The sequence below is a fragment of the Paraburkholderia sp. RL17-380-BIE-A genome (assembly GCF_046028085.1).
Lineage (GTDB): Bacteria > Pseudomonadota > Gammaproteobacteria > Burkholderiales > Burkholderiaceae > Paraburkholderia.
This window is the reverse complement of record NZ_JARESQ010000025.1, coordinates 101,898-126,360: the sequence shown is the minus strand read 5'-3', so window position 1 is coordinate 126,360 and position 24,463 is coordinate 101,898. Positions and strand designations below refer to the sequence as shown.

At 62.8% G+C, this 24,463-nt stretch carries 21 protein-coding genes and 6 tRNA genes; 20 read left to right on the top strand and 7 right to left on the bottom strand.

The genetic code is table 11. The features are described from left to right. The first annotated feature begins 65 nt into the window (after positions 1-65). Positions 66-1,436 (top strand): tRNA lysidine(34) synthetase TilS, encoded by a 1,371-nt coding sequence (gene tilS / locus P0D68_RS32115; RefSeq protein WP_408468801.1) that lies wholly within the window; start codon positions 66-68, stop codon positions 1,434-1,436. Positions 1,437-1,461: 25 nt separating this feature from the next. Here the strand turns inward: tilS and P0D68_RS32110 are convergent, their stop codons facing one another. Continuing rightward, positions 1,462-1,734 (bottom strand): hypothetical protein, encoded by a 273-nt coding sequence (locus tag P0D68_RS32110; RefSeq protein ID WP_408302823.1) that lies wholly within the window; start codon positions 1,732-1,734, stop codon positions 1,462-1,464. A 77-nt stretch (positions 1,735-1,811) separates the two neighbouring features. On the opposite strand from P0D68_RS32110, the gene P0D68_RS32105 reads away from it, so the two are divergent. The 3 genes from P0D68_RS32105 to P0D68_RS32095 all read left to right on the top strand — a co-directional run bounded on the left by P0D68_RS32105 (position 1,812) and on the right by P0D68_RS32095 (position 4,213). Then, positions 1,812-3,062, top strand: a complete 1,251-nt coding sequence (locus P0D68_RS32105; RefSeq protein WP_091793261.1) for an aspartate kinase — start codon at positions 1,812-1,814, stop codon at positions 3,060-3,062. A gap of 181 nt (positions 3,063-3,243) precedes the next feature. Next, positions 3,244-3,337 (top strand) — tRNA-Ser (locus P0D68_RS32100). A 528-nt stretch (positions 3,338-3,865) separates the two neighbouring features. Continuing rightward, positions 3,866-4,213, top strand: coding sequence for a hypothetical protein (locus tag P0D68_RS32095; RefSeq protein WP_408302821.1), 348 nt, complete (start codon positions 3,866-3,868; stop codon positions 4,211-4,213). Positions 4,214-4,366: 153 nt separating this feature from the next. On the opposite strand, the gene fabI is transcribed toward P0D68_RS32095, so the two are convergent. Further along, positions 4,367-5,158 carry an enoyl-ACP reductase FabI gene (gene fabI / locus P0D68_RS32090; RefSeq protein WP_408187817.1) on the bottom strand — a complete coding sequence of 264 codons (792 nt, stop codon included), beginning with the start codon at positions 5,156-5,158 and terminating at the stop codon, positions 4,367-4,369. A 247-nt stretch (positions 5,159-5,405) separates the two neighbouring features. On the opposite strand from fabI, the gene P0D68_RS32085 reads away from it, so the two are divergent. The 5 genes from P0D68_RS32085 (at position 5,406) to P0D68_RS32065 (ending at position 11,888) form a co-directional block, all read left to right on the top strand. Then, positions 5,406-7,274, top strand: a complete 1,869-nt coding sequence (locus tag P0D68_RS32085; protein ID WP_408302840.1) for an extracellular solute-binding protein — start codon at positions 5,406-5,408, stop codon at positions 7,272-7,274. A gap of 40 nt (positions 7,275-7,314) precedes the next feature. Beyond that, on the top strand, positions 7,315-8,352 hold the full coding sequence (locus P0D68_RS32080) for a microcin C ABC transporter permease YejB (protein ID WP_408187816.1): 1,038 nt from the start codon (positions 7,315-7,317) through the stop codon (positions 8,350-8,352). Next, positions 8,352-9,458 carry an ABC transporter permease gene (locus P0D68_RS32075; RefSeq protein WP_091793272.1) on the top strand — a complete coding sequence of 369 codons (1,107 nt, stop codon included), beginning with the start codon at positions 8,352-8,354 and terminating at the stop codon, positions 9,456-9,458. Before P0D68_RS32080 ends, P0D68_RS32075 begins: the two co-directional genes overlap by 1 nt. Beyond that, on the top strand, positions 9,455-11,086 hold the full coding sequence (locus P0D68_RS32070) for an ABC transporter ATP-binding protein (RefSeq protein ID WP_408302819.1): 1,632 nt from the start codon (positions 9,455-9,457) through the stop codon (positions 11,084-11,086). The genes P0D68_RS32075 and P0D68_RS32070 overlap by 4 nt, the downstream gene beginning before the upstream one ends. A gap of 136 nt (positions 11,087-11,222) precedes the next feature. After that, positions 11,223-11,888: a C40 family peptidase gene (locus P0D68_RS32065; protein WP_091793274.1), complete on the top strand. Its 666-nt coding sequence runs from the start codon at positions 11,223-11,225 to the stop codon at positions 11,886-11,888. Between the two features lie 151 nt (positions 11,889-12,039). Here the strand turns inward: P0D68_RS32065 and P0D68_RS32060 are convergent, their stop codons facing one another. Further along, positions 12,040-12,996, bottom strand: a complete 957-nt coding sequence (locus tag P0D68_RS32060; RefSeq protein ID WP_091800352.1) for a patatin-like phospholipase family protein — start codon at positions 12,994-12,996, stop codon at positions 12,040-12,042. Positions 12,997-13,398: 402 nt separating this feature from the next. Between P0D68_RS32060 and gltX the strand changes: the two genes are divergently transcribed. From gltX to P0D68_RS32025, 7 genes are all read left to right on the top strand, one after another. Further along, the gene (gltX, locus tag P0D68_RS32055) at positions 13,399-14,808 is read left to right on the top strand and encodes a glutamate--tRNA ligase (protein ID WP_408302816.1); all 1,410 of its coding nucleotides are present in this window, start codon (positions 13,399-13,401) and stop codon (positions 14,806-14,808) included. A 122-nt stretch (positions 14,809-14,930) separates the two neighbouring features. Then, positions 14,931-15,006: transfer RNA gene (locus P0D68_RS32050), tRNA-Ala, on the top strand. Between the two features lie 155 nt (positions 15,007-15,161). Next, positions 15,162-15,237: transfer RNA gene (locus tag P0D68_RS32045), tRNA-Glu, on the top strand. Positions 15,238-15,340: 103 nt separating this feature from the next. Then, a tRNA-Asp gene (locus P0D68_RS32040) sits at positions 15,341-15,417 on the top strand. A gap of 61 nt (positions 15,418-15,478) precedes the next feature. Next, positions 15,479-15,554, top strand: a tRNA-Glu gene (locus tag P0D68_RS32035). A gap of 82 nt (positions 15,555-15,636) precedes the next feature. Beyond that, positions 15,637-15,713: transfer RNA gene (locus tag P0D68_RS32030), tRNA-Asp, on the top strand. Positions 15,714-15,855: 142 nt separating this feature from the next. Further along, entirely contained in the window at positions 15,856-16,320 is a 465-nt protein-coding gene (locus P0D68_RS32025; RefSeq protein ID WP_091793277.1) for a GNAT family N-acetyltransferase, read from the top strand. A gap of 67 nt (positions 16,321-16,387) precedes the next feature. Here the strand turns inward: P0D68_RS32025 and P0D68_RS32020 are convergent, their stop codons facing one another. Next, entirely contained in the window at positions 16,388-17,302 is a 915-nt protein-coding gene (locus P0D68_RS32020; RefSeq protein ID WP_408302814.1) for an AraC family transcriptional regulator, read from the bottom strand. Between the two features lie 173 nt (positions 17,303-17,475). Between P0D68_RS32020 and rraA the strand changes: the two genes are divergently transcribed. Together rraA and P0D68_RS32010 are read left to right on the top strand one after the other, a co-directional pair. After that, positions 17,476-17,970 carry a ribonuclease E activity regulator RraA gene (rraA, locus tag P0D68_RS32015; RefSeq protein WP_091793280.1) on the top strand — a complete coding sequence of 165 codons (495 nt, stop codon included), beginning with the start codon at positions 17,476-17,478 and terminating at the stop codon, positions 17,968-17,970. Positions 17,971-18,042: 72 nt separating this feature from the next. After that, on the top strand, positions 18,043-18,444 hold the full coding sequence (locus P0D68_RS32010) for a gamma-glutamylcyclotransferase family protein (protein WP_091793281.1): 402 nt from the start codon (positions 18,043-18,045) through the stop codon (positions 18,442-18,444). A 216-nt stretch (positions 18,445-18,660) separates the two neighbouring features. Here the strand turns inward: P0D68_RS32010 and aceB are convergent, their stop codons facing one another. Both aceB and P0D68_RS32000 read right to left on the bottom strand, forming a co-directional pair. Beyond that, complete coding sequence (aceB, locus tag P0D68_RS32005) at positions 18,661-20,271, bottom strand: malate synthase A (protein WP_408302811.1); 1,611 nt, start codon at positions 20,269-20,271, stop codon at positions 18,661-18,663. An 82-nt stretch (positions 20,272-20,353) separates the two neighbouring features. Next, positions 20,354-21,178: a (S)-2-haloacid dehalogenase gene (locus P0D68_RS32000; protein WP_408302809.1), complete on the bottom strand. Its 825-nt coding sequence runs from the start codon at positions 21,176-21,178 to the stop codon at positions 20,354-20,356. 180 nt (positions 21,179-21,358) lie between these two features. On the opposite strand from P0D68_RS32000, the gene P0D68_RS31995 reads away from it, so the two are divergent. Both P0D68_RS31995 and P0D68_RS31990 read left to right on the top strand, forming a co-directional pair. After that, complete coding sequence (locus tag P0D68_RS31995; protein ID WP_091793287.1) at positions 21,359-22,261, top strand: LysR family transcriptional regulator; 903 nt, start codon at positions 21,359-21,361, stop codon at positions 22,259-22,261. A 190-nt stretch (positions 22,262-22,451) separates the two neighbouring features. Continuing rightward, positions 22,452-22,886: a universal stress protein gene (locus P0D68_RS31990; protein ID WP_091793288.1), complete on the top strand. Its 435-nt coding sequence runs from the start codon at positions 22,452-22,454 to the stop codon at positions 22,884-22,886. 243 nt (positions 22,887-23,129) lie between these two features. Here P0D68_RS31990 and aceA read toward each other — a convergent pair whose 3' ends face one another. Then, positions 23,130-24,434: an isocitrate lyase gene (gene aceA / locus P0D68_RS31985; RefSeq protein WP_408302807.1), complete on the bottom strand. Its 1,305-nt coding sequence runs from the start codon at positions 24,432-24,434 to the stop codon at positions 23,130-23,132. Positions 24,435-24,463: the final 29 nt, after the last annotated feature.

The window sequence follows — 24,463 nt, the reverse complement described above, 5'->3', positions numbered from 1 at the left end:
ACCGGTTAAATCCCCCCCCCAAACCCCCCCCCCCCCCCCGCTTAAGCGCGGGGGTCGGCGTTTCGCTGTCCGCGCTCGCCACTGACGCGCGTATCGCGATCGCGTTCAGTGGCGGGGTGGATTCGAGTGTGCTGCTCGATGCCGCGGTGCGTGTCGCGGGCGCGGCGCGTTGCGTGGCGCTGCATGTGCATCACGGCCTGAGTCCTCACGCGGATGCCTGGCTCGCGCATTGCGAGGCGTTCGCGCAGGCGCGTGGCGTCGAGTTCGCAGCGGAGCGCGTCGAGGTCTCGCGTGACGCGGGTGTGAGCGTCGAGGCCGCCGCGCGCGATGCGCGTTATCGCGCGCTGGACCACATGTGCGCGACGCGCGGCATCGCCACGCTCTGGCTCGCGCAACATGCGGACGATCAGGCGGAAACCGTGCTGCTGCAATTGCTGCGCGGCGCCGGCCTCGCCGGGCTCGCCGCGATGGCGCCGGAGTATTTGCCCGCGAACGCGTCGGCCACGCGCGTGCGGCCTTTGCTTCATCTGCTGCGGGTTCAGCTCGAACAATACGCGAGCGAGCATGCATTACGCTGGATCGACGACGAATCGAACGCGGACACGCGTTATGCGCGCAACGCTTTGCGCCACGACGTGATGCCGGCGCTGGCTGTCCACTTTCCCGGCTTTCGCGACGCGCTGGCTCGCACGGCGGCGCACGCGGCGTCTGCACAACGTTTGCTCGACGCGCTCGCGTGCATGGATATGGAAGCCGCGTCACGCGACGAAGGACGAGCGCTCTCGCATGATGCGTTGCTCGCGCTCGACGACGACCGCGCGCTCAATCTGATGCGCTACTGGATGCGCACGCTAGGACTTGTCGCCGCATCGAGCGCGCGTCTTGGCGATGCGCTGCGTCAACTACGCGAAATTGGCGCGGCGGGCGAGGGCCATGCTCTGCGTGTCGATCACGCGGGTCATGCATTGCGCAGCTATCGCGGCCTCGTGTACTGGGAAAAGGGCGATAGCCGCGATCCCGCCGATGAAACCGCGCTCGCCGCGCGCGCGCCCAGCGAACTCGCATGGCAGGGCGAGCCGGTCTGGCATTTGCCGCAATGGCGCGGCACATTCGTGTTCGCCGACGCAGCCGCGGGCGACCCCGACGCGATTCCCGTCAGCGTTCTGCGGCGCGCCGTGTTGAGCGCGCGCTCGCGTAGCGGCGGCGAACGGATGCGCACGGGCCCGGCTCACGATGCGCCGAGCCGTACGTTGAAGAACCTGTTCCAGGAACGCGGTATTCCCGCGTGGAAACGCGACGTGCCGTTGCTCTACAGCGGCCAAGATCTGCTGTTCGTGCCCTTGCTTGGGGTGAATCGCTCGGTGTTGCCCGAGCAGGCCGGCGAGGGCGAATCCCACGTCAGGATCGTATGGCGCGACGATTTGCTGATCGCCTGACCGGCCGGTCGGACACTTGGGCTAGCTAACCTGCGATTCCGCAAACAGGGCGCAAATTGGCCTGAAACAAGCCTTTGCGGCCCTTATTCAGCGCATTTCGATGGCCTTTGCGGCTTGTCTTTTTACGCTCGATCGGGTAATTTAGCTTGTTTGCCCGACCCGCTTTTGCCGTCGCTTTTACCGGTCTGCGATCGTGATCCGTCGTTTCCGATAAGCCATCAGCGATCATTCCCGGGCAAATCCGCGCGTGCTGCACGCGTGCTGCATTTACGCCGCCACACATTTTGCCGTCGTTCACAAGACGTTGCGCTCCTGTGCTTTTGTGCGGTCGTCTCCAGCGCGCCAGCGCGGTTTCTCCTCCAGTTCAGAACGACAATGGCACTCATCGTACACAAATACGGCGGCACCTCGATGGGCTCGGTCGAGCGCATCAAGAACGTCGCCAAGCGCGTCGCGAAATGGCACAAGGCTGGCCACAAGATGGTCGTCGTGCCGTCGGCGATGTCCGGCGAAACCAACCGCTTGCTCGGTCTCGCGAAAGACATCGCGGCTCAACCGAGCCCGCGCGAACTCGACATGATCGCCGCTACGGGCGAGCAGGTCAGCTCGGGACTGCTCGCCATCGCGTTGCAGGAAGCCGGCGTCGACGCGGTCAGCTACGCCGGCTGGCAAGTGCCGGTCAAAACGGATAGCGCATTCACGAAGGCGCGTATCAGCGAAATCGACGGCGAGCGCGTGCTGCGCGATCTCGACGCGGGCAAGGTGGTGGTGATCACCGGCTTCCAGGGCGTCGACCCTGACGGCAATATCACCACGCTCGGCCGTGGCGGTTCGGATACGTCGGCGGTCGCGGTCGCGGCTGCGTTGAAAGCCGATGAGTGCCTGATCTACACGGACGTCGACGGTGTCTACACGACCGACCCGCGCGTGGTGGAAGAAGCGCGCCGGCTCGATCGCGTGACGTTCGAAGAAATGCTGGAAATGGCAAGCCTGGGTTCGAAGGTGCTGCAGATCCGCTCGGTGGAATTCGCCGGCAAATATCAGGTGAAGACGCGTGTGCTGTCGAGCCTGACCGATCCGCTGATACCGCTCGACGCTGAAATGAAGTCGGGCACCCTGATTACTTTTGAAGAAGACGAGACCATGGAAAAAGCAGTCATCTCGGGCATCGCGTTTCAGCGCGACGAAGCTCGCATCGCCGTGATGGGTGTGCCCGACAAGCCGGGCATCGCGTACCAGATTCTCGGCCCGGTGGCGGACGCGAATATCGACGTCGACATGATCATCCAGAACCAGAGCGTGGAAGGCAAAACGGCGTTCACGTTCACGGTTGGCCGCGGCGACTATCAACGCGCCATGGACATCCTCACGGGCCAGGTGAAGGGCCACGTGCAGGCCGAGCAGGTGCTGGGCGATCCGAAGGTGTCGAAGGTGTCGGTGGTCGGCGTGGGTATGCGCTCGCACGTCGGTATCGCAAGCACGATGTTCCGCACGCTGTCGGAAGAGGGCATCAATATCCAGATGATCTCGACCTCCGAAATCAAGATCTCGGTGTTGATCGACGAGAAGTATATGGAGCTCGCCGTGCGCGCGCTGCATAAAGCGTTCGAACTGGATCAAGCGTAATTTGCTTTGAACAACGGGGCGTACAAGAGCGCTCCGTTTGTTTTGCGTGGTCGATGTGAATAAATTGCGTCGTCAATGACAAAACTGGCACAAAAAATGTTCGCCAGACATTGACCTTCGTGGTTCGGCCCGCTATTATCTTGGCTTCGTCGCGCTGACTCCCTGCGCGACCGAAAGTTTGGGAGACGTGGCCGAGAGGTCGAAGGCACTCCCCTGCTAAGGGAGCATCTGGGCCAAAACCTGGATCGAGGGTTCGAATCCCTCCGTCTCCGCCAGAAGTGGTAGAGAGAACCCCGCAGAGTCTAGGCTCTGCGGGGTTTTTGTTTTTTGGCGCGTTATTCGCTGCGCCGGCAGGCAAAGTCTGATGGGTTTTCGGTGGTTTCGTTATTGCTGATATCTCGTTAGAGCGCAGTCCGAGCGTGAGCATTTGCGTGCGCTGACAGAGCAGGATCGAAACCAAAGAATGATTGGGTATCCTGCATATCGTAGTCTGCATGGTTGATGTCTGGTGCCGTGCGTATGGGGCCGTCCATACTCGCGTCGGCCGGATCTCCGGTGGCTGGACGGGCAGGGAACGAGGTCTCCCTGCATCGCGCTGCACACTGCGGACCGTGCGCTGCTACGGCCGCACGCGCCGATTACAACACCCCCACTTCTTCACCAAAACCTCGTCCAATGTAACGAGACGTAACCGGTCCCTCGTGAACGCGATCTTATGCATCAGTTATTACAAAGTTGAAATACGCGGAACGGCACCTTGCGCTATATTTCCGCCAACAACACATTCTTCCAAAGGGTGATCGATGAAGTCCGCTCGTCTTGTTCCGCTTCTGATCGGGGTTTTCGCGTTGGGCGTGTCGGGTGCAGCAATGGCCGGCGGCGTCAACATTGGTGTCAACATCGGCATTCCCGCACCGGTTTACGTTGCGCCGGCACCGGTTTATGCACCGCCTCCGCCGCCTCCGCCGCCGGTCGTCTATCAACCGGCCCCTGTGTACTACGGTGGCCCCGCGATCGTGATCGGCTGGCATGGCGACCGCTATTGGGACGGCCGCCGCTACTGGGCGCGCGATGACTGGTACCGTCATCATCCCCCGGGCCGTTACGACTATGGCCGCGACCACTACGACAATCACCGCGGCTGGCACTAAGCCTTCAGACCGCGATTGATCGAAGCGCAAAGTCAAAGAAAAACCGCCCGTGAGGGCGGTTTTCTTTTGGGCCTCTGCAACAGGCCCGTGAAACGTAGCGGCGTGAACAACGGCGCCAAGCCACGCCACGCATCGCTCACGCGAAAGACGCGCTCACTCCGCAACAGCAGCCATACCGCCCACCACCGCGCTAAACCCGCTATCGACGTGCACGATTTCCGCCGTCACACCGGCCGCCAGATCCGACAGCAGGAAAGCCGCTGTATTGCCCACCTGTTCGATCGTCACGTTGCGCTTGAGCGGCGCATTCTGTTCGACGAACTCGAGAATTTTGCCGAACCCCTTGATTCCGCTCGCAGCCAGCGTCTTGATCGGACCCGCCGAAATGCCGTTGACGCGCACGCCTTTCGCGCCGAGCGAGACCGCCAGATAGCGCACGCTCGCTTCGAGCGAAGCCTTGGCGAGACCCATGGTGTTGTAATTCGGAATCGCGCGCTCGGCGCCGAGATAGCTGAGCGTGAGCAACGACGCGTCCGGCGTGAACATGGACTGCGCGGCCTTGGCGAGCGCGGGGAAGCTGTACGCGGAGATGTCGTGCGCGATGCGGAAATTTTCGCGCGTCATGCCGTCGAGGAAATCGCCGGCGATCGCTTCGCGAGGCGCAAAGCCGATCGAATGAACGAGACCGTCGAGGCCGTCCCAATGTTGCCTGAGCGAGGCGAAGAGGGCGTCGATTTGCGCGTCGTCGGCGACGTCGCAGGGGAACACCAGGTCGCTGCCGAACTCGCCGGCGAACTCCGTGATGCGCTCCTTGAAGCGCTCGCCGACATAGGTGAACGCCAGTTCGGCGCCTTCGCGCTTGCAGGCCTGCGCGATGCCGTAGGCGATCGAGCGGTTCGACAACAGGCCGGTCAGCAGGATGCGTTTGCCAGCGAGGAAGCCCATGGTATCTCCTGATCGGATGGGCGCGCCGCGCACCTCGACGCTGTGTGCAAGGTACGTGCGGATCGCGCGGGTTTATTGGGTAGAATTCTCTCACACTGCACTTGTCCCACTGACCAACAAGGCCCTTATGACAACTGGCTCGCGACGGGTTCCAACGCCTCGCGCACCGCGGTGCCGCGTGATTCACAGACCCTCGCGCGCCGGCCTCGCGATCGTGCCGCGGTCCTGGCGCTCCACCTGCGCCGCCATGATGTGCACCGTGCTGGCCTTGGCCGGTTTGCTTGTGGCGCCGCGCGCGCACGCGGTCTATGCGATCGCGCAATACGGCGACCCGAAATATCCGGCGGATTTCAAGCACTTCGACTACGTGAACCCGGAGGCACCGAAGGGCGGCACGCTGGTGCTGGCCAATCCGAGCCGCCTTACCAGCTTCGATAAATTCAATCCGTTCACACTGCGCGGCAATACCGCACCCGGTGTGGACCTCATGTTCGAAAGCCTCACCACAGGCAGCAGCGACGAGGTGGCGTCCGCCTACGGGCTGCTTGCCGACGACATCGACATCGCGCCGGACGGCTTGTCCGTCACGTTCCACATCAATCCGCGCGCGCGTTTTTCGAACGGCGATCCGGTCACCGCCGACGACGTCAAGTTTTCGCTCGATACGCTGAAAAGCCCGCAGGCCGCGCCGCAGTTCGCATCGATCTTCGGCGAGATCACCCGCGCGGTGGTGGTCGACCCGCACACGATCCGCTTCGAGTTTCACCAGCGCAATCGCGAGCTGCCGCTACTCGCGGGCGGCATGCCGGTGTTCTCGCGTAAGTGGGGGATGAAGCCGGACGGCAGCCGGATTCCGTTCGACCAGCTCGCGTTCGAGAAGCCGATTGGCAGCGGCCCTTATCTCATCGAACAGTACGACAACGGCCGCACGATTACGTACCGTCGCGACCCGAATTACTGGGGCGCGGGGCTGCCGGTGCGTGTCGGGATGAATAACTTCGATCGCATCGTCTATAAGCTGTATTCGGACAGCACCGCGCGACTCGAGGCCTTCAAGGCCGGCGAATACGACGCGCTGGTCGAGTATGTGGCACGCAATTGGGTGCGACGTGACGTCGGCAAGAAGTTCGATAACGGCGAGCTGATCAAGCAGGTGTTTCCGCAACATAACGGCACCGGCATGCAGGGCTTCATGCTGAACACGCGGCGCCCGTTGTTTCAGGACGTGCGCGTGCGCAAGGCGCTCGATCTCGCACTCGACTTTCAGTGGCTCAATCGCCAGTTGTTCTTCAATCAGTACACGCGTATCGACAGTTTCTTCGCCAATACGGAATTGCAGGCGAAGGGGCTGCCAACGCCCGGTGAGCTGGCGTTGCTCGAACCATGGCGCGCGAAGCTCGATCCGGCGGTGTTCGGCCCGCCGCCGAAGCAGCCGGACACCGATCCGCCCGGCTCGCTGCGCGCCAATCTGCTGCAGGCGCGCACATTGTTGCAACAGGCCGGCTGGACCTACCGCGACGGCGCATTGCGCAACGCCAAAGGCGAGCCGTTCCGCTTCGAGATTCTCGACGACTCTGGTTCGTCCGCGCAGATGGAGCCGATCGTCGCGACGTTCATCCGCAATCTGCAGAAGCTCGGCATCGAGGCCACGTTCCGCGTGTCCGATTTCGCGGTCTATCAGAAGCGTCTGGACAGCTTCGATTTCGACACCACCACCATTCGCATGCCGGACGTGCAGGTGCCGGGTTCGGAGCAGATCGAGCGCTTCGGCAGCAAGGCGGCGGCTACGCCAGGTTCTGACAACATGATCGGGCTGAAGTCGCCCGCCGTGGATGCCATCCTGAGCGCGCTCGTGCACGCGCAGACGCGCGAGCAACTGATCGACGCCACGCACGCGCTCGACCGCGTGCTGATGCATGGCTACTATGTCGTGCCGCACTGGTACAGCGCGACGCATCGGGTGGCGTTCAAGCGCGGGCTTGCGTGGCCGAAAACATTGCCCCTGTACTATTCAGCGGAAGGCTGGATCACGTCGATGTGGTGGTTCGCGCAGCCGCAACCGCAGCCGCAAGCCCAGGCCCAGGCCCAGGCCCAGGCCCAGGCCCAGCCGCGCTAACGCATCATTCATTCATCGCCTTCGCACCGGAAACGCCGCCATGTGGAGCTACATCCTCAAACGTCTGCTGCTCATGATCCCGACCTTGCTCGGCGTGCTGACGCTGACCTTCGCCGTGATCCAGTTCGTCCCCGGGGGCCCGGTCGAGCAGATGCAGCACGAGTTGCGCAAAGGCGCGGAGAACGGCGCGCCGTTCGGGCTGCGCGCGCATAGCGGCGTCGACGCGCAGCAGATCGCGCAACTGAAAGCGCTCTACGGCTTCGACAAACCGCCGCTGGAGCGCTATGTGTTGATGCTCAAGCGTTTCTCGACGTTCGATCTCGGCCAGAGCTATTTCCGCCATCAAAGCGTGTGGTCGCTGATCGTCTCCAAGCTGCCGGTCTCGATCAGTATCGGCTTATGGACGTTCTTTCTGACCTATCTGATCTCGGTGCCGCTCGGCATTGCGAAGGCGATCCGCAACGGCTCGCGCTTCGACGTCGCCACGAGCCTCGTGGTGCTGATCGGCTACGCGATTCCGGGCTTCGTGCTGGGCGTGTTGCTGCTCGTGCTGTTCGGCGGCGGCACGTTCTTCCAACTCTTTCCGCTGCGCAACCTCACGTCGGACAACTGGGCGCAGTTGAGTGTCGCCGGCAAGGTGCTCGACTATCTGTGGCATATCGCGTTGCCGATCACGGCCTCGGTCGTGGGCAGTTTCGCGGTGGTCACCATGCTGACGAAAAACGCCTTTCTCGACGAGATCCGCAAGCAATACGTGCTGACCGCGCGCGCCAAGGGTTTGTCCGAAAAGCGCGTGCTGTGGAAGCACGTGTTCCGCAATGCGCTGTTGCCGCTGATCGTCGGTTTTCCGGCCGCGTTTATCGGCGCGTTCTTTACCGGCAGTCTGCTGATCGAAACACTGTTTTCGCTCGACGGCCTCGGGCTGCTGTCGTACGAATCGGTGGTGCGGCGCGACTATCCGGTCGTGCTCGGCACGCTGTATCTCTTCACGCTGATCGGTCTTGCGACCAAGCTGATTTCCGATCTTTGCTATGTGTGGGTCGATCCCCGCATCCAATTCGAACAACTGGAGCGCTGATGAATCGAGCCCGTCTTTCCGCCGATGCGTCGGCGCGCGCCGAAACCGCGCGCGCGTTCGTCTCGCCTTCGCCCGCGCGCCGTGTGTGGCAGCGCTTTCGCCAGCAGCGTCTGGGCTACTGGAGCCTGATCGTGTTCGTCGTGGCGTTTGCGGCGAGCCTGGCGGGTCCGCTGTGGTCGAACGACAAGCCGCTCGTGGTGCGCTATGACGGCAACCTGTATTTCCCGATGTTCAAGACGTACGCAGAGACCACGTTCGGCGGTGATTTCCCGACGCCGGCCGATTATCTCGATCCGTATGTCAAGCAGCGTTTCGACACGCCAGGCAACTTCGCGCTGTATCCGCCGAATCGCTACTACTACGACACGTTGAATTACTTTTCGAAGGCGCCCAATCCGGCGCCACCATCGCGCGACAACTGGCTCGGCACCGACGACCGCGGGCGCGACCTGTTCGCGCGTCTTCTGTACGGCTTTCGCGTCTCGGTGGAGTTCGGGCTGGTGCTCACGCTGATCGGTACGATTCTCGGTATCGCGGCAGGCGCCGTGCAGGGTTATTTCGGAGGACGTACGGATATCATCGGGCAGCGCCTGATCGAAATCTGGAGCGCGATGCCCGAGCTTTATTTGCTGATCATCTTCTCGTCGATCTTCGAGCCGGGCTTTATTCTGCTGATCGTGCTGCTTTCGCTATTCGGCTGGATCGGCCTGTCCGATTACGTGCGCGCGGAGTTTCTGCGCAATCGCCATCAGGACTATGTGCGCGCGGCGCGCGCCATGGGGCTGTCGAACTGGCAGATCATGTGGCGGCATGTGCTGCCCAATAGCCTGACGCCGGTGATCACGTTCCTGCCGTTTCGCATGAGTGGCGCGATTCTCGCGCTGACGAGCCTCGACTTTCTTGGCCTGGGCGTCCCGTCGCCGACACCGAGCCTCGGTGAGCTGCTCGCGCAAGGCAAGGCGAATCTCGACGCCTGGTGGATCTCGCTGTCCACCTTCGGCGTGCTGGTGGCGATGCTGCTGCTGCTGACCTTCATGGGCGATGCGCTGCGCAACGCGCTCGATACCCGCATCTCCGATGCCATGCGCGCCGGAGGCAATCAATGAGCGCCTCCTTGCAGAACGAAGCACCACAGGCCACCGCACCGCTGCTCGAACTGGAGCATCTGCACGTGAGCTTCGGCAATACGGTCGCGGTGAGCGACGTCACGCTCGCGATCCAGCGCGGCGAACGGGTCGCGCTGGTCGGCGAATCAGGTTCAGGCAAGAGCGTGACCGCGCTGTCGATCCTGCGCCTCCTGAGCGACGCGCAGGTGAGCGGGTCGATCCGCTTCGACGGCGAAGACCTGCTTGCCAAAAGCGAGCGCGAAATGCGCGGCATGCGCGGCTCGGACATCGCGATGATCTTCCAGGAGCCCATGACCGCGCTCAATCCGCTCTATACGGTCGGCGACCAGATCGCGGAAACCATCGTCGTGCACGACGGCGTGAGCGCACACGAGGCGCGCAAACGCGCGGTCGCGCTGCTGGGGCGCACCGGCATCGCCGAGCCCGGCAAGCGCGTGAACAGCTATCCGCATCAGCTTTCCGGCGGCCAGCGCCAGCGCGCGATGATCGCCATGGCGCTGGCGTGCCGTCCGCGTCTACTGCTGGCCGACGAGCCGACCACGGCGCTCGACGTGACGATTCGCGCGCAGATCGTCGAACTGCTGCTGGAGTTGCAACGCGATGAAGCGGAAAAACGCGGCATGGCGGTCCTTCTGATTACGCACGATCTGAATCTGGTGCGCCACTTCGCGCAACGCATCGCGGTGATGGAGAAGGGCGTCCTGGTGGAAAGCGGGCCGGTCGAGCAGGTGTTCGGGGCGCCGCAGCATGCGTACACGCAGCGTTTGCTGGCGAGCCGCCCTGAACGCACGGTCGTGCCCGTGCTGCCGATTTCGCCGGTGCTGCTCGAAGCGCGCGAAATCTCGGTCGATTTCAAAACGAAGCTGCCAGGCTTTAGCGGCTGGTTCCGCTCGGGGCGGTTTCGCGCGGTCGCGGACGCGAATGTGTCCGTGCGCCAGGGTGAGACGTTGGGAATCGTCGGCGAATCGGGTTCGGGCAAATCGACGCTGGCGATGGCGTTGCTCGGTTTGCAACGCACCACGCATGGCGAGATCGAGTTTCAGGGCAGGCCGCTCGGCAGCTACCGCGGCGCCGAACAGACCGCCTTGCGCTCGAACATGCAGGTCGTCTTTCAGGACCCGTTCAGTTCGCTTTCGCCGCGCCAGACCATCGAGCGGATCGTCGGTGAAGGGCTCGCGCTGCACCGGCCGGACATGACGCCGCAAGCGCGGCGCGACAAGGTGATCGCGGTGTTGCGCGAAGTCGGCCTCGACCGCACGGTGCTGCAACGCTATCCGCACGAGTTTTCCGGCGGCCAGCGTCAGCGGATCGCCATTGCGCGCGCGCTCGTGCTCGAGCCGCGCATTCTGATACTCGACGAACCGACCAGCGCGCTCGATGTTTCCATCCAGCAGCAAGTGCTGAAACTGCTTGCCGGGTTGCAACACAAGTACAACCTGGGCTTCGTTTTCATCAGCCACGATCTGGCTGTGATCGGGGCAATGGCGCACCGTGTCGCGGTCATGCAAAACGGTTCGATCGTGGAAACGGGCGAGGTTGAGAAGATTTTTGCGACGCCCGCGCACCCGTACACTCGAAAGCTACTGAAAGCAGCCCTTGACCATTGATTTTTCACCCTTTCACCAATTGGGTGCGTGTCCCGATTGAATTTTTCTATTTGTTTTGACACGTGAATACTTACTGGCTAGTATCGACCAAACTTTTTCCGTAGCTCTCTGATTTTTAGGCAAAAAATACCGACCAATGCAGGATAGAAACCTAACCCAGGCTTGCACGCGCGTCGTCGCCGGGATGTTCATTGGCGTCTTGATGGCAGCAGCTCCCGGCGCGTTCGCCGACGAAGTAAGCAGTTTCAATCAGAATGCCTCATATTCGACCCTCAACGGGTCGAATTCTTTGTCCACTCCCAATTCGCAAGCCACCGCTCCCGATAGCGACAGCGGCGCCAAATCGTTCCTCTCCGGCATGGCCGGAAAAGCGGGCGACGTGGTCGTCGGTGCGTTGAATATGATCGGTGTGCGTTACCGCTGGGGCGGCAACACGCCGGATTCCGGGCTCGATTGCAGCGGTTTCGTCCGCTACGTGTTCCAGGACACGCTCGGTATGGCGCTGCCGCGCCGGGCCGAGGAAATGAGCCGTGTCGGCGAGAAGGTTCGCGTGAGCGATCTGAAGCCGGGCGATCTGGTGTTCTTCAACACCATGCGCCGTACGTTCTCGCACGTTGGCATCTACATCGGCGACAACAAGTTCGTGCATTCGCCCTCTACGGGCAGCACGATCCGCGTCGACGACATGGATAGCGGGTATTGGGAAAAGCGCTTCACCGGCGCGCGCCGGATCGAGACGTCCTATCAGGACGGTCAGGATCTGCGCAAGCGCGTGAACGCGGCAATCGGCGGCAATCAGTAACGGATTGCCCGGATCACGCGGCCTGCGCCGCAGCCGTTCCTGCGTAAAAAAGCCTGTTTCGTTCGAAGCAGGCTTTTTTACATTTGAGCGGAGCGGCTGACGGGGCGTCTTTCGCTTCGGAAGCCCTTGCAGGTCCGCGGTTCAGGTCCGCTTACACCGCGGCGCGGCTCGCTGCCAACTTGCGTTGTAGTTCCGGCATCATCTTCGCCACCGCTTCTTCGCCGGCCAGAATCGCGGCGTTGCGCTGGGAGAAATCACTGCCACTCATGGCGGCCAGATTTGGCCGGATCACGATGTCCGCGTATTTGTCGAGTTCGTAGGCCTTGATCGTCTGACCCATGATCGTGAAGGTCTGCATCAGCACATCGAACGAGCTGGCCGTCAGGCCGCTTTCCGGGCGCTGCGAGATATCCACGGCAATCACGAAATCCGCGCCCATCTTGCGCGCGAAGGAAGCCGGCACCGGGCTCACCAGGCCGCCGTCCACATACTCCCGCCCGCCGATCTTTACCGGCTCGAAAATCGACGGCACGCTGCATGACGCGCGTACCGCGACGCCGGTGTTGCCGCGCTGGAACAGGATCGGCTGGCCGCTCTTCAGGTCGGTGGCGACCACGCCGAGCGGCTTGGCCATTTTCTCGATCGGACGGTTGTTGAGCGTCGTGTTCAGGTAGTTCTGCAGCGCGACGCCTTGCAGGAAGCCGCGCGTGCGAAAGGGCATGGCCCAGTCGCTGATCGACGCTTCGTCCATAGTCAAGGCGAGCTTGTTCAGCGCAAAGCCGTTCATGCCCGACGCGTACAGCGCGCCGACCACCGAGCCGGCACTCGTGCCGGCCACCAGATCGATCTGGATATTGCGTGCCTCGAGGCCCTTGATCACGCCGATGTGCGCGAAGCCGCGCGCGGCGCCGCCGCCGAGGGCGAGCGCGACGCGCAGCGGCCGCTGCGGCTTGTCGAGCGGCGGCGTATTCGTGGTGGGCGTGGCAGGGGTGGCGGCGACAGGCGCGAGATCGGTTTTACTGCCGGTCGTGGTGCAGGCGGCCAGCACGGCGGATGCGGCGGCCAGTGAAAAATGGCGGCGGGCGAGGCGGGGCGATGAGGGCTTCAACGAGTTCTCCAGCAACGGCTCGGGCAACGCGAAAAACGTCACCCTGGCCGCGATCGGGCGGATAGTCAGACGACAGAATCGCCGGCGGCGATTCCATGCGCTGTGGATCCAACTCCAGCCGCAGCGCGCGCACATCATAAATCAAAGCTCAACGCGTGCGGCGGCGTGGTAATGAAACGTTGCAGAGGAAGCCCTCGGGTCCCGCAAGGCGCGGCATGCAGGACGTATTGGCCGTTCGGACGAGGGCAGGCAACCCTCCGGCGGAAGGTATAATTCGCCTCTCGTATTTAATTCCTTCGTGTCCATGCGCGGCGCCTGCTCGCCGCATGGGCGCGCTCCGCTGCCGCGCTTCACGGGTGATGTCCGCCCGGGCGCCGGCGCCTGTCTTCCGAGTAACCGCTAATGACCACCTCCGTTCGTACCCGTTTCGCACCGAGTCCCACCGGCTTCATCCACCTCGGCAACATTCGCTCCGCGCTCTACCCGTGGGCGTTCGCGCGCAAGATGAAAGGGACCTTCGTGCTGCGAATCGAGGACACCGACGTGGAGCGTTCCACTTCCGAATCCGTCGACGCCATTCTCGAAGGTATGGCGTGGCTCGGCCTCGATTTCGACGAAGGTCCGTTCTACCAGATGCAGCGCATGGACCGTTACCGCGAAGTGCTCAAGCAGATGCAGGACGCCGGGTTGGTGTACCCGTGCTACATGTCGACGGAAGAGCTCGACGCGTTGCGTGAGCGTCAGCGCGAAGCTGGCGAGAAGCCGCGCTATGACGGCACGTGGCGTCCGGAACCGGGCAAGGTGCTGCCGCAGCCGCCGGCGGGCGTGCAGCCGGTACTGCGCTTCCGTAACCCGCTCACCGGCGTGGTGGCATGGGACGACGCGGTGAAGGGCCGCATCGAGATCTCGAACGAAGAGCTCGACGACCTCGTGATCGCGCGTCCGGACGGCACGCCGACCTACAACTTCTGCGTGGTGGTCGACGATCTGGACATGCGCATCACGCACGTGATTCGCGGCGACGATCACGTCAACAACACCCCGCGCCAGATCAACATTCTGCGCGCGCTCGGTGGCGAGCCGCCGGTCTACGCGCACTTGCCGACCGTGCTGAACGAGCAGGGCGAGAAGATGAGCAAGCGCCACGGCGCGATGAGCGTGATGGGTTATCGCGACGCCGGTTTCCTGCCGGAGGCGGTGGTCAACTATCTGGCGCGCCTCGGCTGGTCGCATGGCGACGCGGAGATTTTCACGCGTGAACAGTTCGTCGAGTGGTTCGATCTGGAGCATCTGGGCAAGTCGCCCGCCCAGTATGACCACGACAAGCTGAACTGGCTGAACGCGCACTACATCAAGGAAGCCGACAACGCGCGTCTCGCGGAGCTGGCCAAGCCGTTCTTCGTCGAGTTGGGTATCGACGAAGCCGCGCTCGCCCAGGGCGCCGATCTGACAGCCGTCGTGGGCTTGCTGAAGGATCGTGCATCCACGGTGAAGGAGATCGCAGAGAATGCCGCGATGTTCTATCGCGCACCGGCGCCTGATGCCGAGTCCGTCGCGCAACACGTCACCGACGCCGTGCGTCCGGCGCTCGCCGATCTGGCCACCGCGCTGAAGAGCGTGGAGTGGACCAAGGAAGCGATCGCTGCGGCATTGAAGGCAACGCTCGGCGCGCACAAGCTGAAGATGCCGCAGTTGGCCATGCCGGTGCGTCTTCTGGTGGCGGGCACCACGCATACGCCGTCGATCGACAGCGTCCTGATGCTGTTTGGGCGTGATGTTGTCGTTGGCCGTATCGAAAAAGCGCTGGGCTAACTGCGTTCGCGCGTGCCTTGAGCGGGTTTGCATGCGACTTGTGAAAAAAGTCGCATGCAATTGCTCAAAGGGTATTTACAAAGCGCAAATTGGCCTCTAGAATCTCGTTTCTGTTCTGCAAGGGGGGTATAGCTCAGCTGGGAGAGCGCTTGCATGGCATGCAAGAGGTCAGCGGTTCGATCCCGCTTACCTCCACCATCAGAGCAGAGTGAAGTTGTTCCGAAGTCTGGAACTTGTAGCAAAAAAGACTTCACAAACGGCTGTAACGTAGTTAGAATATCGGTCTTTGCTGCTGACGAAACAGAAGTTAGCGTGAGTTAGCAGCAAGATAAAGACAGATCTGAAAAGATTATGTCCCCTTCGTCTAGAGGCCTAGGACATCACCCTTTCACGGTGAGTACAGGGGTTCGAATCCCCTAGGGGACGCCAAACATCAGCGTCGCTTTAGTGTTCCGAGTTCAGCTCGGTTGGCAGTAAGGTAGCGCAGCTTGCAGAGAAATAACCGACGCTCGCAAGCTAGGGTGTAAAGACTGGAGTGGTAGTTCAGTCGGTTAGAATACCGGCCTGTCACGCCGGGGGTCGCGGGTTCGAGTCCCGTCCACTCCGCCAGACAAAGCCCGTTCATCCAAACTTGAACGGGCTTTTTCATTAAAGGTGTAAGCAGTACGTTGTCCCCTTCGTCTAGAGGCCTAGGACATCACCCTTTCACGGTGAGTACAGGGGTTCGAATCCCCTAGGGGACGCCAGCATATCGGCGTCGTTCGGTTGGAAGTTTGAGCGATGCAGCGGTCAATGAGCCAGTCTCATAGGCTGCGGTGCAAAAAATCTGGAGCGGTAGTTCAGTTGGTTAGAATACCGGCCTGTCACGCCGGGGGTCGCGGGTTCGAGTCCCGTCCGCTCCGCCAGATTTGAGAAAGCCCACTTCGAAAGAAGTGGGCTTTTTTTATTCCGCTCTCCATTGCGCTTGGGTATGCTCGGGACAAACAGCCATTGCCAGCGCGCACGGCCTGTTTTACCGTTGACCCGACTCATCTTCGTCGCTCCGCCATGTTCGATCCCACCGAAGCTCCGTTGCCGTTTCATCTGCGCAAAGCCAGCATGGACGATTTCGAGTTCGCCGAGGCGCTGACTCGCAACAACATGGGCGGTTACTATCGTCGCCACCATCTGGTGTGGCGTGGCGATCTGTTTCTCGGTAGCTGGCGCGAATCGGAGAATTTCATTCTCGAAGTGGACGGCACGCCGATCGGCGTGTTGCGCATCACGCAAGAGGGCGATTCGCTGCATATCCGCGACGTGCAGATTGCCGAAGGCCATCGTCGGCTCGGCGCCGGCACCTATCTGCTCGATGTCTCGCATCAATGGGCGCGCGAGCGTGGGTTGCGCGAGTTACAACTGCGCGTGTTCGTCGACAACCCCGCCGCGCGGCTCTATCAACGCAAAGGCTATAAGCTGACCGGGCCGCGGCTTGCGCAACTGGGCGCGATCCGTCATCTGGCGCGACGGGTTTAGTGGCCGCTTGTGAGGCGTACGGTTTCAGGTGCCGCAGTTGGCAAAGCTTGGATTCGATGCGCGCGTTTTATTCACTCGATCTGCGTTCGGCATCGTGCGAGGCATCCGCGCGGTCCTGCGCCGCCGTCTCGCTGTCCGTCTCCAAGTCGCGATGCTCCCCATGCTCCACCCGATGTTCCGAGCCACGCTCGATGAATGCGCGCGGACTTTCACCGAACGCGCGGCGGAACATCGCGGAGAATGCGCTCTGACTCTGATAGCCCAGTTCCAACGCGACATGCGAGAGCGGGCGCCCCTGACTCAACAGCGGGATCGCACGCGCCAGAATCGCCTGCTGGCGCCACTGCGAAAAACTCACTCCCAACTCCTGACGAAACAGCCGCGCAATGGTGCGTGTACTCGCGCCCACGCTGGACGCCCATTGCTCGAGCGATTCACCATGCGTCGGATCCGCAATGACCGCTTCGCACAAAGCGCGCAGCCGCTTTTCGTTGGGCATCGGCACGGACAGCGGCAACGGCTCCGAGCGTGTCAATTCGTCGAGTGCGAGCGCGCCGAGCAACTGCTCGCGGGTGGCCGAGATGCCGGGCGTGTCGAGCGCGGCGATCACTTCGCGCAGCAGGTCCGAGACTTCGACCACGCGCGGTGTATCGAGCCCGGCCGGCACCGTGCTTTCGGTGATGTAGAGGGTGCGCAGGAAGGCGTCTTCGACGGCGACCACTTCGTGCGTCACGTGCGGCGGCACCCAGATTGCGCGCGATGGCGGCACCATCCACGTCGTGCCGGTGGTCGCGACCCGCAGCACGCCGCGCGACGCATAGGCCACCTGTGCCCACGCGTGGGTGTGACGCGCGATGCGCCAGCCCGACGGCATTTGCCGGGAGCGTACGCGGATGGGATGCGTTTCGGTCGGCTGGAACTCGGGCGGAATGTCGGCGAAGCGCACGAAGCTCGACAGGTCTGAGTCGACGGACGAAGTCATGATGAAGATCGATCCCGATAACGGAACACGAGAAGCGCGGACCCGCAAAGTAGTCCGGTGACGCCGCAATGAGAAGCCCGCTACGGCAAACCGCCGCGGGCTTCTCATTGTAGGTGTTGCGTGGCACCCGGCGTTGCATAATGTCCCGATTACCCGGACACGAGGAGAACTTCATGAGCTTTGCTACCGCGGACTTGTGCGACGCGCACGAGGATCAGTTGGCGCTCGGCACGTTGCGCGTGCTCGAGCCGGTCTTTCACCTGTTCAGCCGCGCCGAGTGTTTCAGCGGTGAGGCGGTGACGTTGAAGGTCTTCGAAGACAATGCACTCGTGCGGGCCACGCTCGAAGAGCAGGGCGCGGGCCGTGTGCTGGTGGTCGACGGCGGCGGCAGCCTGCGGTGTGCGCTGGTGGGCGGCAACCTTGCGCAGATTGCGCAACAGAATGGCTGGGCGGGCATCGTCCTGAACGGCTGTGTGCGCGATACGCTGGAACTGAATGAAGTCAACGTCGGCATCGCGGCGTTGGCAACCTGCCCGCGGCGTGGCCAGAAGCGCGGCACCGGCGAGCGTGACGTGGCGGTACAGTTGCCGGGCGCGCTGGTGCGTCCCGGTGAGTGGATCTACGCGGATATCGACGGCGTGCTCGTGGCGAGCGCGGCGCTGAACTGAACCTCGTGCCGGACTCAGGCTCGAACGGAATCACAGGCCACCCGAACCCCTATTCAAGGAGAACAAACGACGATGCAGACCGTCTTTGTATACGGCACATTGCGCGCCGGTGAAGTGAACGACATCAGCCAGGCGGCGGCGCGCAACGAGATCGACGCCCCCAATCTGCTCGGCACGGCCACGGTCCGCGGCCATCTTTTCGATTTCGGCTTGTACCCGGGCCTCGTGGTCGACGAAGCCGGTGTCGACGTGATCGGCGACGTGTATGAGATCGACGATCAGCTGGTCGCCGTGCTCGACGAAATCGAAGCGGTCTATCCGGGTGTCGAGGATCGTTTCCTCGCTCGCGAAGTGATGGTGAAAGTCGACGGCAATGTCGTGAACTGCCGCTTCTATCCCGTTGCGCCGGGTGCGGTGAAAGGCTTGCCCGAAATCCGATCGGGTGACTGGGTCGAGTACCGCAGCACGCGCTGACTGAAGTGCTGCCTGCAGTGCTGCCCGCAGTGCCGACTGAACCCCTCACGCGCACATAAAAAAAGCGGCCCGGCAAGCATACGCCTGTCGGGCCGCCCGGTCGGTCAGCCTTGCGACTCAAGCCGCTTTCGCGCGCTGTCCGTCACACGCGAAGGCGGCCTTGCTACTGCGTCGTCCGTTATCGATGCATCTGCTGCGTGAGGCCTGCTGCCGGCCTCAGATCTCTTCGTACAGCGGCAATGTCAGGAAATCGGTGAACTGTTCCGAGGTCGACATTTCCTCGAAGATCTGCGCGGCGCGCTCATACGGCTTCGTATCGCCGCCCACGGCCTGCTTCACCTTGTCGAGTTCCTGCGCCGACAACTCGCGCACCAGCTCGGCCGTGACCTTGCGGCCGTCTTCGAGCTTGCCCTTCGGCGAGCGAATCCATTGCCACACCTGCGAACGCGAGATTTCCGCCGTGGCGGCATCTTCCATCAGGTTGTGAATCGGCACGCAGCCATTGCCCGCGAGCCATGCGCCCAGGTAGTGGATGCCGACGTTGATGTTGTTGCGCAGACCGGCTTCGGTGATCGGCGCTTCCGGACGGAAGTCCGTCAGGTCGGTTGCCGTGACGAGCACGTCGTCGCGTTGCTTGCCGATCTGGTTCGGCTTGTCGCCGAGTACCTTGACGAACTCTTCCATCGCGATCGGCACGAGGCCCGGATGCGCGACCCAGCCGCCGTCGTAGCCGTCGCCGGCGTCGCGCGCCTTGTCCGAGCGCACGCCGGCCATCGCCTTGTCGTTCGCGGCCGGATCGTTCTTGATCGGAATCAGCGCGCTCATGCCGCCGATCGCCGGCGCATTGCGGCGATGGCAGGTCTTCAGCAACAGCAGCGCGTAGGCGCGCATGAACGGCGCGGTCATGGTGATCTGCGAGCGGTCGGCGAGGCAGAAGTCACGGTCGGCCTTGAACTTCTTGATCGCCGAGAAGATGTAGTCCCAGCGGCCGGCGTTCAGGCCCGAGCTATGTTCGCGCAGTTCGTACAGGATCTCGTCCATTTCGAAGGCGGCGACGATCGTTTCGATCAGCACCGTCGCGCGAATCGTGCCGCGCGGCACGCCGACCGCTTCCTGCGCGGCGACGAAAATGTCGTTCCACAGACGCGCTTCGAGATGGCTCTCCATCTTGGGCAAATAGAAGTACGGGCCGGAGCCGCGCGCGACCAGCTCCTTCGCGTTGTGCACCATGAAGAGCGCGAAGTCGAAGATGCCACCCGACACGCGCTTGCCGTCCACCTTCACGTGCTTCTCGTCGAGGTGCCAGCCGCGCGGACGCACGATCAACGTGGCGACCTTGTCGTTCAGCGTGTACGACTTGCCGTTCTGTTCCAGCGAAATCGTGCGGCGCACCGCGTCCTTCAGATTGATATGGCCGGTGATCTGGTTGTCCCAGCTCGGCGCATTCGAATCTTCGAAGTCGGTCATGTACGAATCCGCGCCTGAATTCAGCGCGTTGATGATCATCTTGCGCTCGACCGGGCCGGTGATTTCCACGCGGCGGCATTGCAGGTCCTGCGGCAGCGGCGCGATTTTCCAGTCGCCTTCACGCACGTTTTTCGTTTCCGCGAGAAAGTCGGGGCGCTCGCCGGCGTCGAGGCGCTGGGTGCGTTCCGCGCGCGCCTGCAACAACTGCTGACGGCGCGGCTCAAAAGTGCGATGCAGCGCGGCGACGAGTTCGAGCGCTTCGCGCGTGAGAATTGCTTCATAGCCCGGCTTGATCTCAGCCTTGATTTCAATGCCTTGGGGCAGCTGCAGCGACGATTGCGATGACTGCGGGTTCGCCATGTTTTCTCCTTGGTCGGTCAGATTGCAAAGATGCAAATGTTGAAAAGCGGTTGGTGTGCGTCGCGTAGTCCAGTAGTAGCCGTTACGCGCCAGGGCTGTGGCGTGTGCGGCTGCCGCCGGAGCCGCTGGTGCGGCCGGGCGACGCGAGGGTTTTCAGGAAAGCGAGCAGATCGGTCATGCCTCCGCCCGCGCCATGCGGCGTGACGCCCAGTTCTTCGGCTGGTGCGTTTTGCCGGTTGAGCCAGAAAGTCGTGAAGCCGAACCACGCCGCGCCGGCCACGTCCCAACCGTTCGACGACACGAAGACGATCTCGCGCGGTTCGGCGTCGAAGGTTTGCGTGCCCAGCGCGTAAGCGGCAGGCGAGGGTTTGTAGGCGCGCACGGCGTCGACGGACAACACGTGGTCGAACAGGCCCGTCATGCCGGCGCTCTTCACGGCGATGTCGAGCATTTGCGGATTGCCGTTCGAGAGAATCGCGAGGCGCGCGCAAGAAGCGGATTCGCCGCTGGCGGATGCCGGCGAGGTCAAAGACTCGCCGCGCGACAGGCGCAAGAGGCGCAACGCGGGCACGGCGTCGGGGAAAGCGGACAGGCACGCATACTCGTCCATCAAACGTTTTTCGGCCGTGCGGCCGAGCGTGAGCTGAAGCTTTTTTGCGGCGAAACGCAGCGCGTCGAGCGTGATGTCCCAGAACGGCCGGTAGTGCGCGCCGGGTGCGGCAGCCGGGGCGGCAAGCGTGCGCAGCTGCGTGTATTCGATCTGTTTCTGGCGCCACAGCTGCGAGAGCGCATCGCCGTGGCCCGGAAACATCTGCTCCGCGGCAGCGATCACCGAATGCACGTCGAAGAGCGTGCCGTAGGCGTCGAAAATCACTGCTTTAGGGGAGTGTGTCGTTGTGGCCGACATTGCCGTGCGCTCCTATCAGAGGTCAGGATGGATTGTATTAGTGATGCTCTGCGCTAAAAAAGAGGCTAAACATCACTTGATCTTTTACTTTCATACACCTAATCTGACGCGCACCGACCACCATTGCGCGTCGCTTCTCAACGAAATTTCCGTACTGGGACGGCGCGGCTTCAATCGCTTATGGACCGTTTCAAGCAGATCGAGACTTTCGTGACCGTCGCGGCCAAAGGCAGCCTGTCTGCCGCGGCTACGGCGGAAGGCGTCGCGCCGGCTATCATCGGCCGCCGTATCGACGCGCTCGAAGAGCGCCTCGGCGTCAAATTGCTGGTGCGCACCACGCGCAAGCTCACGCTGACCTTCGAAGGCTCGGCCTTTCTCGAAGACTGCCAGCGCATCATTCACGACATGCAGAACGCGGAAGCCAGCGTGTCGGCGGGCGGCGTCAAGGCGAGCGGCCATCTGCGGCTCTCCGCGCCGGCGGGCTTCGGGCGCCGGCACGTCGCGCCGCTCGTGCCGTCGTTCACGGTCGCCCATCCGGACGTGTCGATCACGCTCGACCTGTCCGACCGCCTCGTCGATCTGGTCAACGAGGGTTTCGATTGCGCGGTGCGTCTCGGCGAATTGCCGGATTCGTCGCTGGTGTCGCTCAAGCTCGGCGAGAACCGCCGCGTCTGCGTGGCGTCGCCGTCGTATCTGAGCCGGCGCGGCGCGCCGCACAGCCTCGCCGACCTCGCGCATCACAACTGTCTCGCGCTCGGCGCGAGCGCCAACCAGCAGCGCGGCTGGATGTTCCAGCAGGGCGACAAGGTGGTGTCGATCAAGGTGTCCGGCACGATGGAATGCTCGGACGGCGCGGTGCTGCACGAGTGGTGCCTCGAAGGTTACGGTCTCGCGTGGCGCTCGTGGTGGGAGGTCGGCACGGATATCGCGGCCGGACGGCTTGTCAGCGTGCTCGACGAATTCGCCGCACCGCCCATCGGCATTCATGCGGTGTTTCCGCAGCGCCGCCATTTGCCGTTGCGGGTGAGACTGTTCCTGGATTTTCTCAAGCATACGTACGGGCATCCCGGTTACTGGGGCTGACGCCGGCCAGGCTCGCGATGGCGCGCCCGGCGATTGCGTCGCCGGCAATACGGGGTTTCCGATATGCGGACAGACCCTTGGCAGATTCATACGCTCAATTCCGCGACCTACAATCGATTGAAGCGGCCTTCGCGCCGCGCCTCGTTGGACGCTCACGCCGCGCTGCGCGAAGCCGGCGACGGAGGGCATCATGTTCAGGCACATCCTGGTTCCGACCGACGGTTCAGACCTGTCACGCAAGGCGATTGACGGCGCCATCGATCTCGCCCAAGCCGTCAACGCGCGCGTGACCGCCTACGCGTGTCTGCCGCAATATCCTTACTCGCCGTTCTCCGACGTGGTGGTCGAGCCGCCCTCCGAATTCCTGCAGCGCAGCGAGCGCGAAGCGCGGGTGCATCTGCGAGAAGTGGAAATGGCGGCGCGCCGTGTCGGCGTGACGGTCGACAGCCGGACCAGCGTGCACCCGGCGCCGTATCTCGGCATCATCGAAGCCGCGGAGCAGGGCGGCTGCGACGTGATCTTCATGGCGTCGCATGGGCGCCGTGGTCTGGGCAGCCTGCTGATCGGCAGCGAAACGCAGCGGGTGCTCACGCATACCAAGATTCCGGTCATCGTGTATCGCTGAGCCGAAACCTGAAGCCCACAAAAAACGCGCCGGCGGTGAGGCCGGCGCGCGCTGTGTTCGCCGCGCAATCTGTTGCGCTGGCTTTCTCTGCACTGCTGCGATCTCTCCCAGATTCAAGCCGTCGGCGCTAACCGTTCACGACCCGGCGCCCCGGCGGCCTTGCTCCTCCCTGTGACGGCGGCTCTCTGACGAAAGCCGGTAGTCCGTCTGTTGCCCTGTTACTGCGATCGGCCTGCGGGTAAATTACGCGACCCGCTTGTCGAAGAACTGTTCGTCTTCCGTCGAGCCGTGCAGCGCGGTCGTCGAGGCTTCGCGTTCGACCGTTTGCGTCACGGCGTCGAAGTAGCCCGTGCCCACTTCGCGCTGGTGCTTGACCGCGGTGAAGCCCTTTTCGGCCGCAGCGAATTCAGCCTGCTGCATTTCGACGAAGGCGGTCATCTGGTTGCGGGCATAACCGTGCGCGAGGTTGAACATCGAGTAGTTCAGCGCGTGGAAGCCGGCCAGCGTGATGAACTGGAACTTGTAGCCCATCGCACCGAGTTCGCGCTGGAACTTGGCGATCGTTGCATCGTCGAGGTTCTTCTTCCAGTTGAACGACGGCGAGCAGTTGTACGACAGCAGTTGATCCGGGTATTCCTTGTGGATCGCGTCAGCGAATTTCTTCGCGAACTCGAGGTCCGGCTTGCCGGTTTCGCACCAGATCATGTCGGCGTACGGTGCGTAGGCGAGGCCACGCGAGATCGCCTGTTCGAGACCCGGCTTCGTGCGGTAGAAGCCTTCCACCGTGCGCTCGCCGGTCAGGAACGGCTTGTCGTTGTCGTCGATGTCCGACGTGATCAGGTCGGCGGCTTCCGCATCGGTACGAGCGAGCAGCACGGTCGGCGTGCCGGAGACGTCGGCGGCCAGACGCGCGGCTGTCAGCTTGGCGATGTTTTCGCGCGTCGGCACGAGCACCTTGCCGCCCATGTGGCCGCATTTCTTCACCGAAGCCAACTGGTCTTCGAAGTGCACGCCCGCTGCGCCCGCTTCGATCATCGCCTTCATCAGTTCGAACGCGTTCAGCACGCCGCCGAAGCCGGCTTCCGCATCCGCCACGATAGGCTGGAAGTAGTCCACGTAACCTTCGTCGCCCGGATTCTTGCCTTCCGACCACTGGATCTGGTCAGCGCGGGTGAGCGTGTTGTTGATGCGTTTCACGACGAGCGGCACCGAGTTCGCCGGGTACAGCGACTGGTCCGGGTACATTTCACCGGCGACGTTCGCATCGCCCGCGACCTGCCAGCCCGACAGATAGATCGCCTTGAGGCCGGCCTTGACCTGTTGCATGGCCTGGTTGCCGGTCAGCGCGCCGAGCGAGTTGACGAACGGCTCGTTGTTCACGCTTTCCCACAGCTTTTGCGCGCCGCGCTTGGCGAGTGTGTGTTCGACTTGCACCGAGCCACGCAGGCGGATCACGTCGTCAGCCGTGTAGCTGCGCTTCACGCCTTTCCAGCGCGGATCGGTTTCCCACTGCTGTTGAAGTTGCCTGGCTTGTTCTAGACGGGACATGATTTGCTCCTTGGTTGCCTGTAATGGCT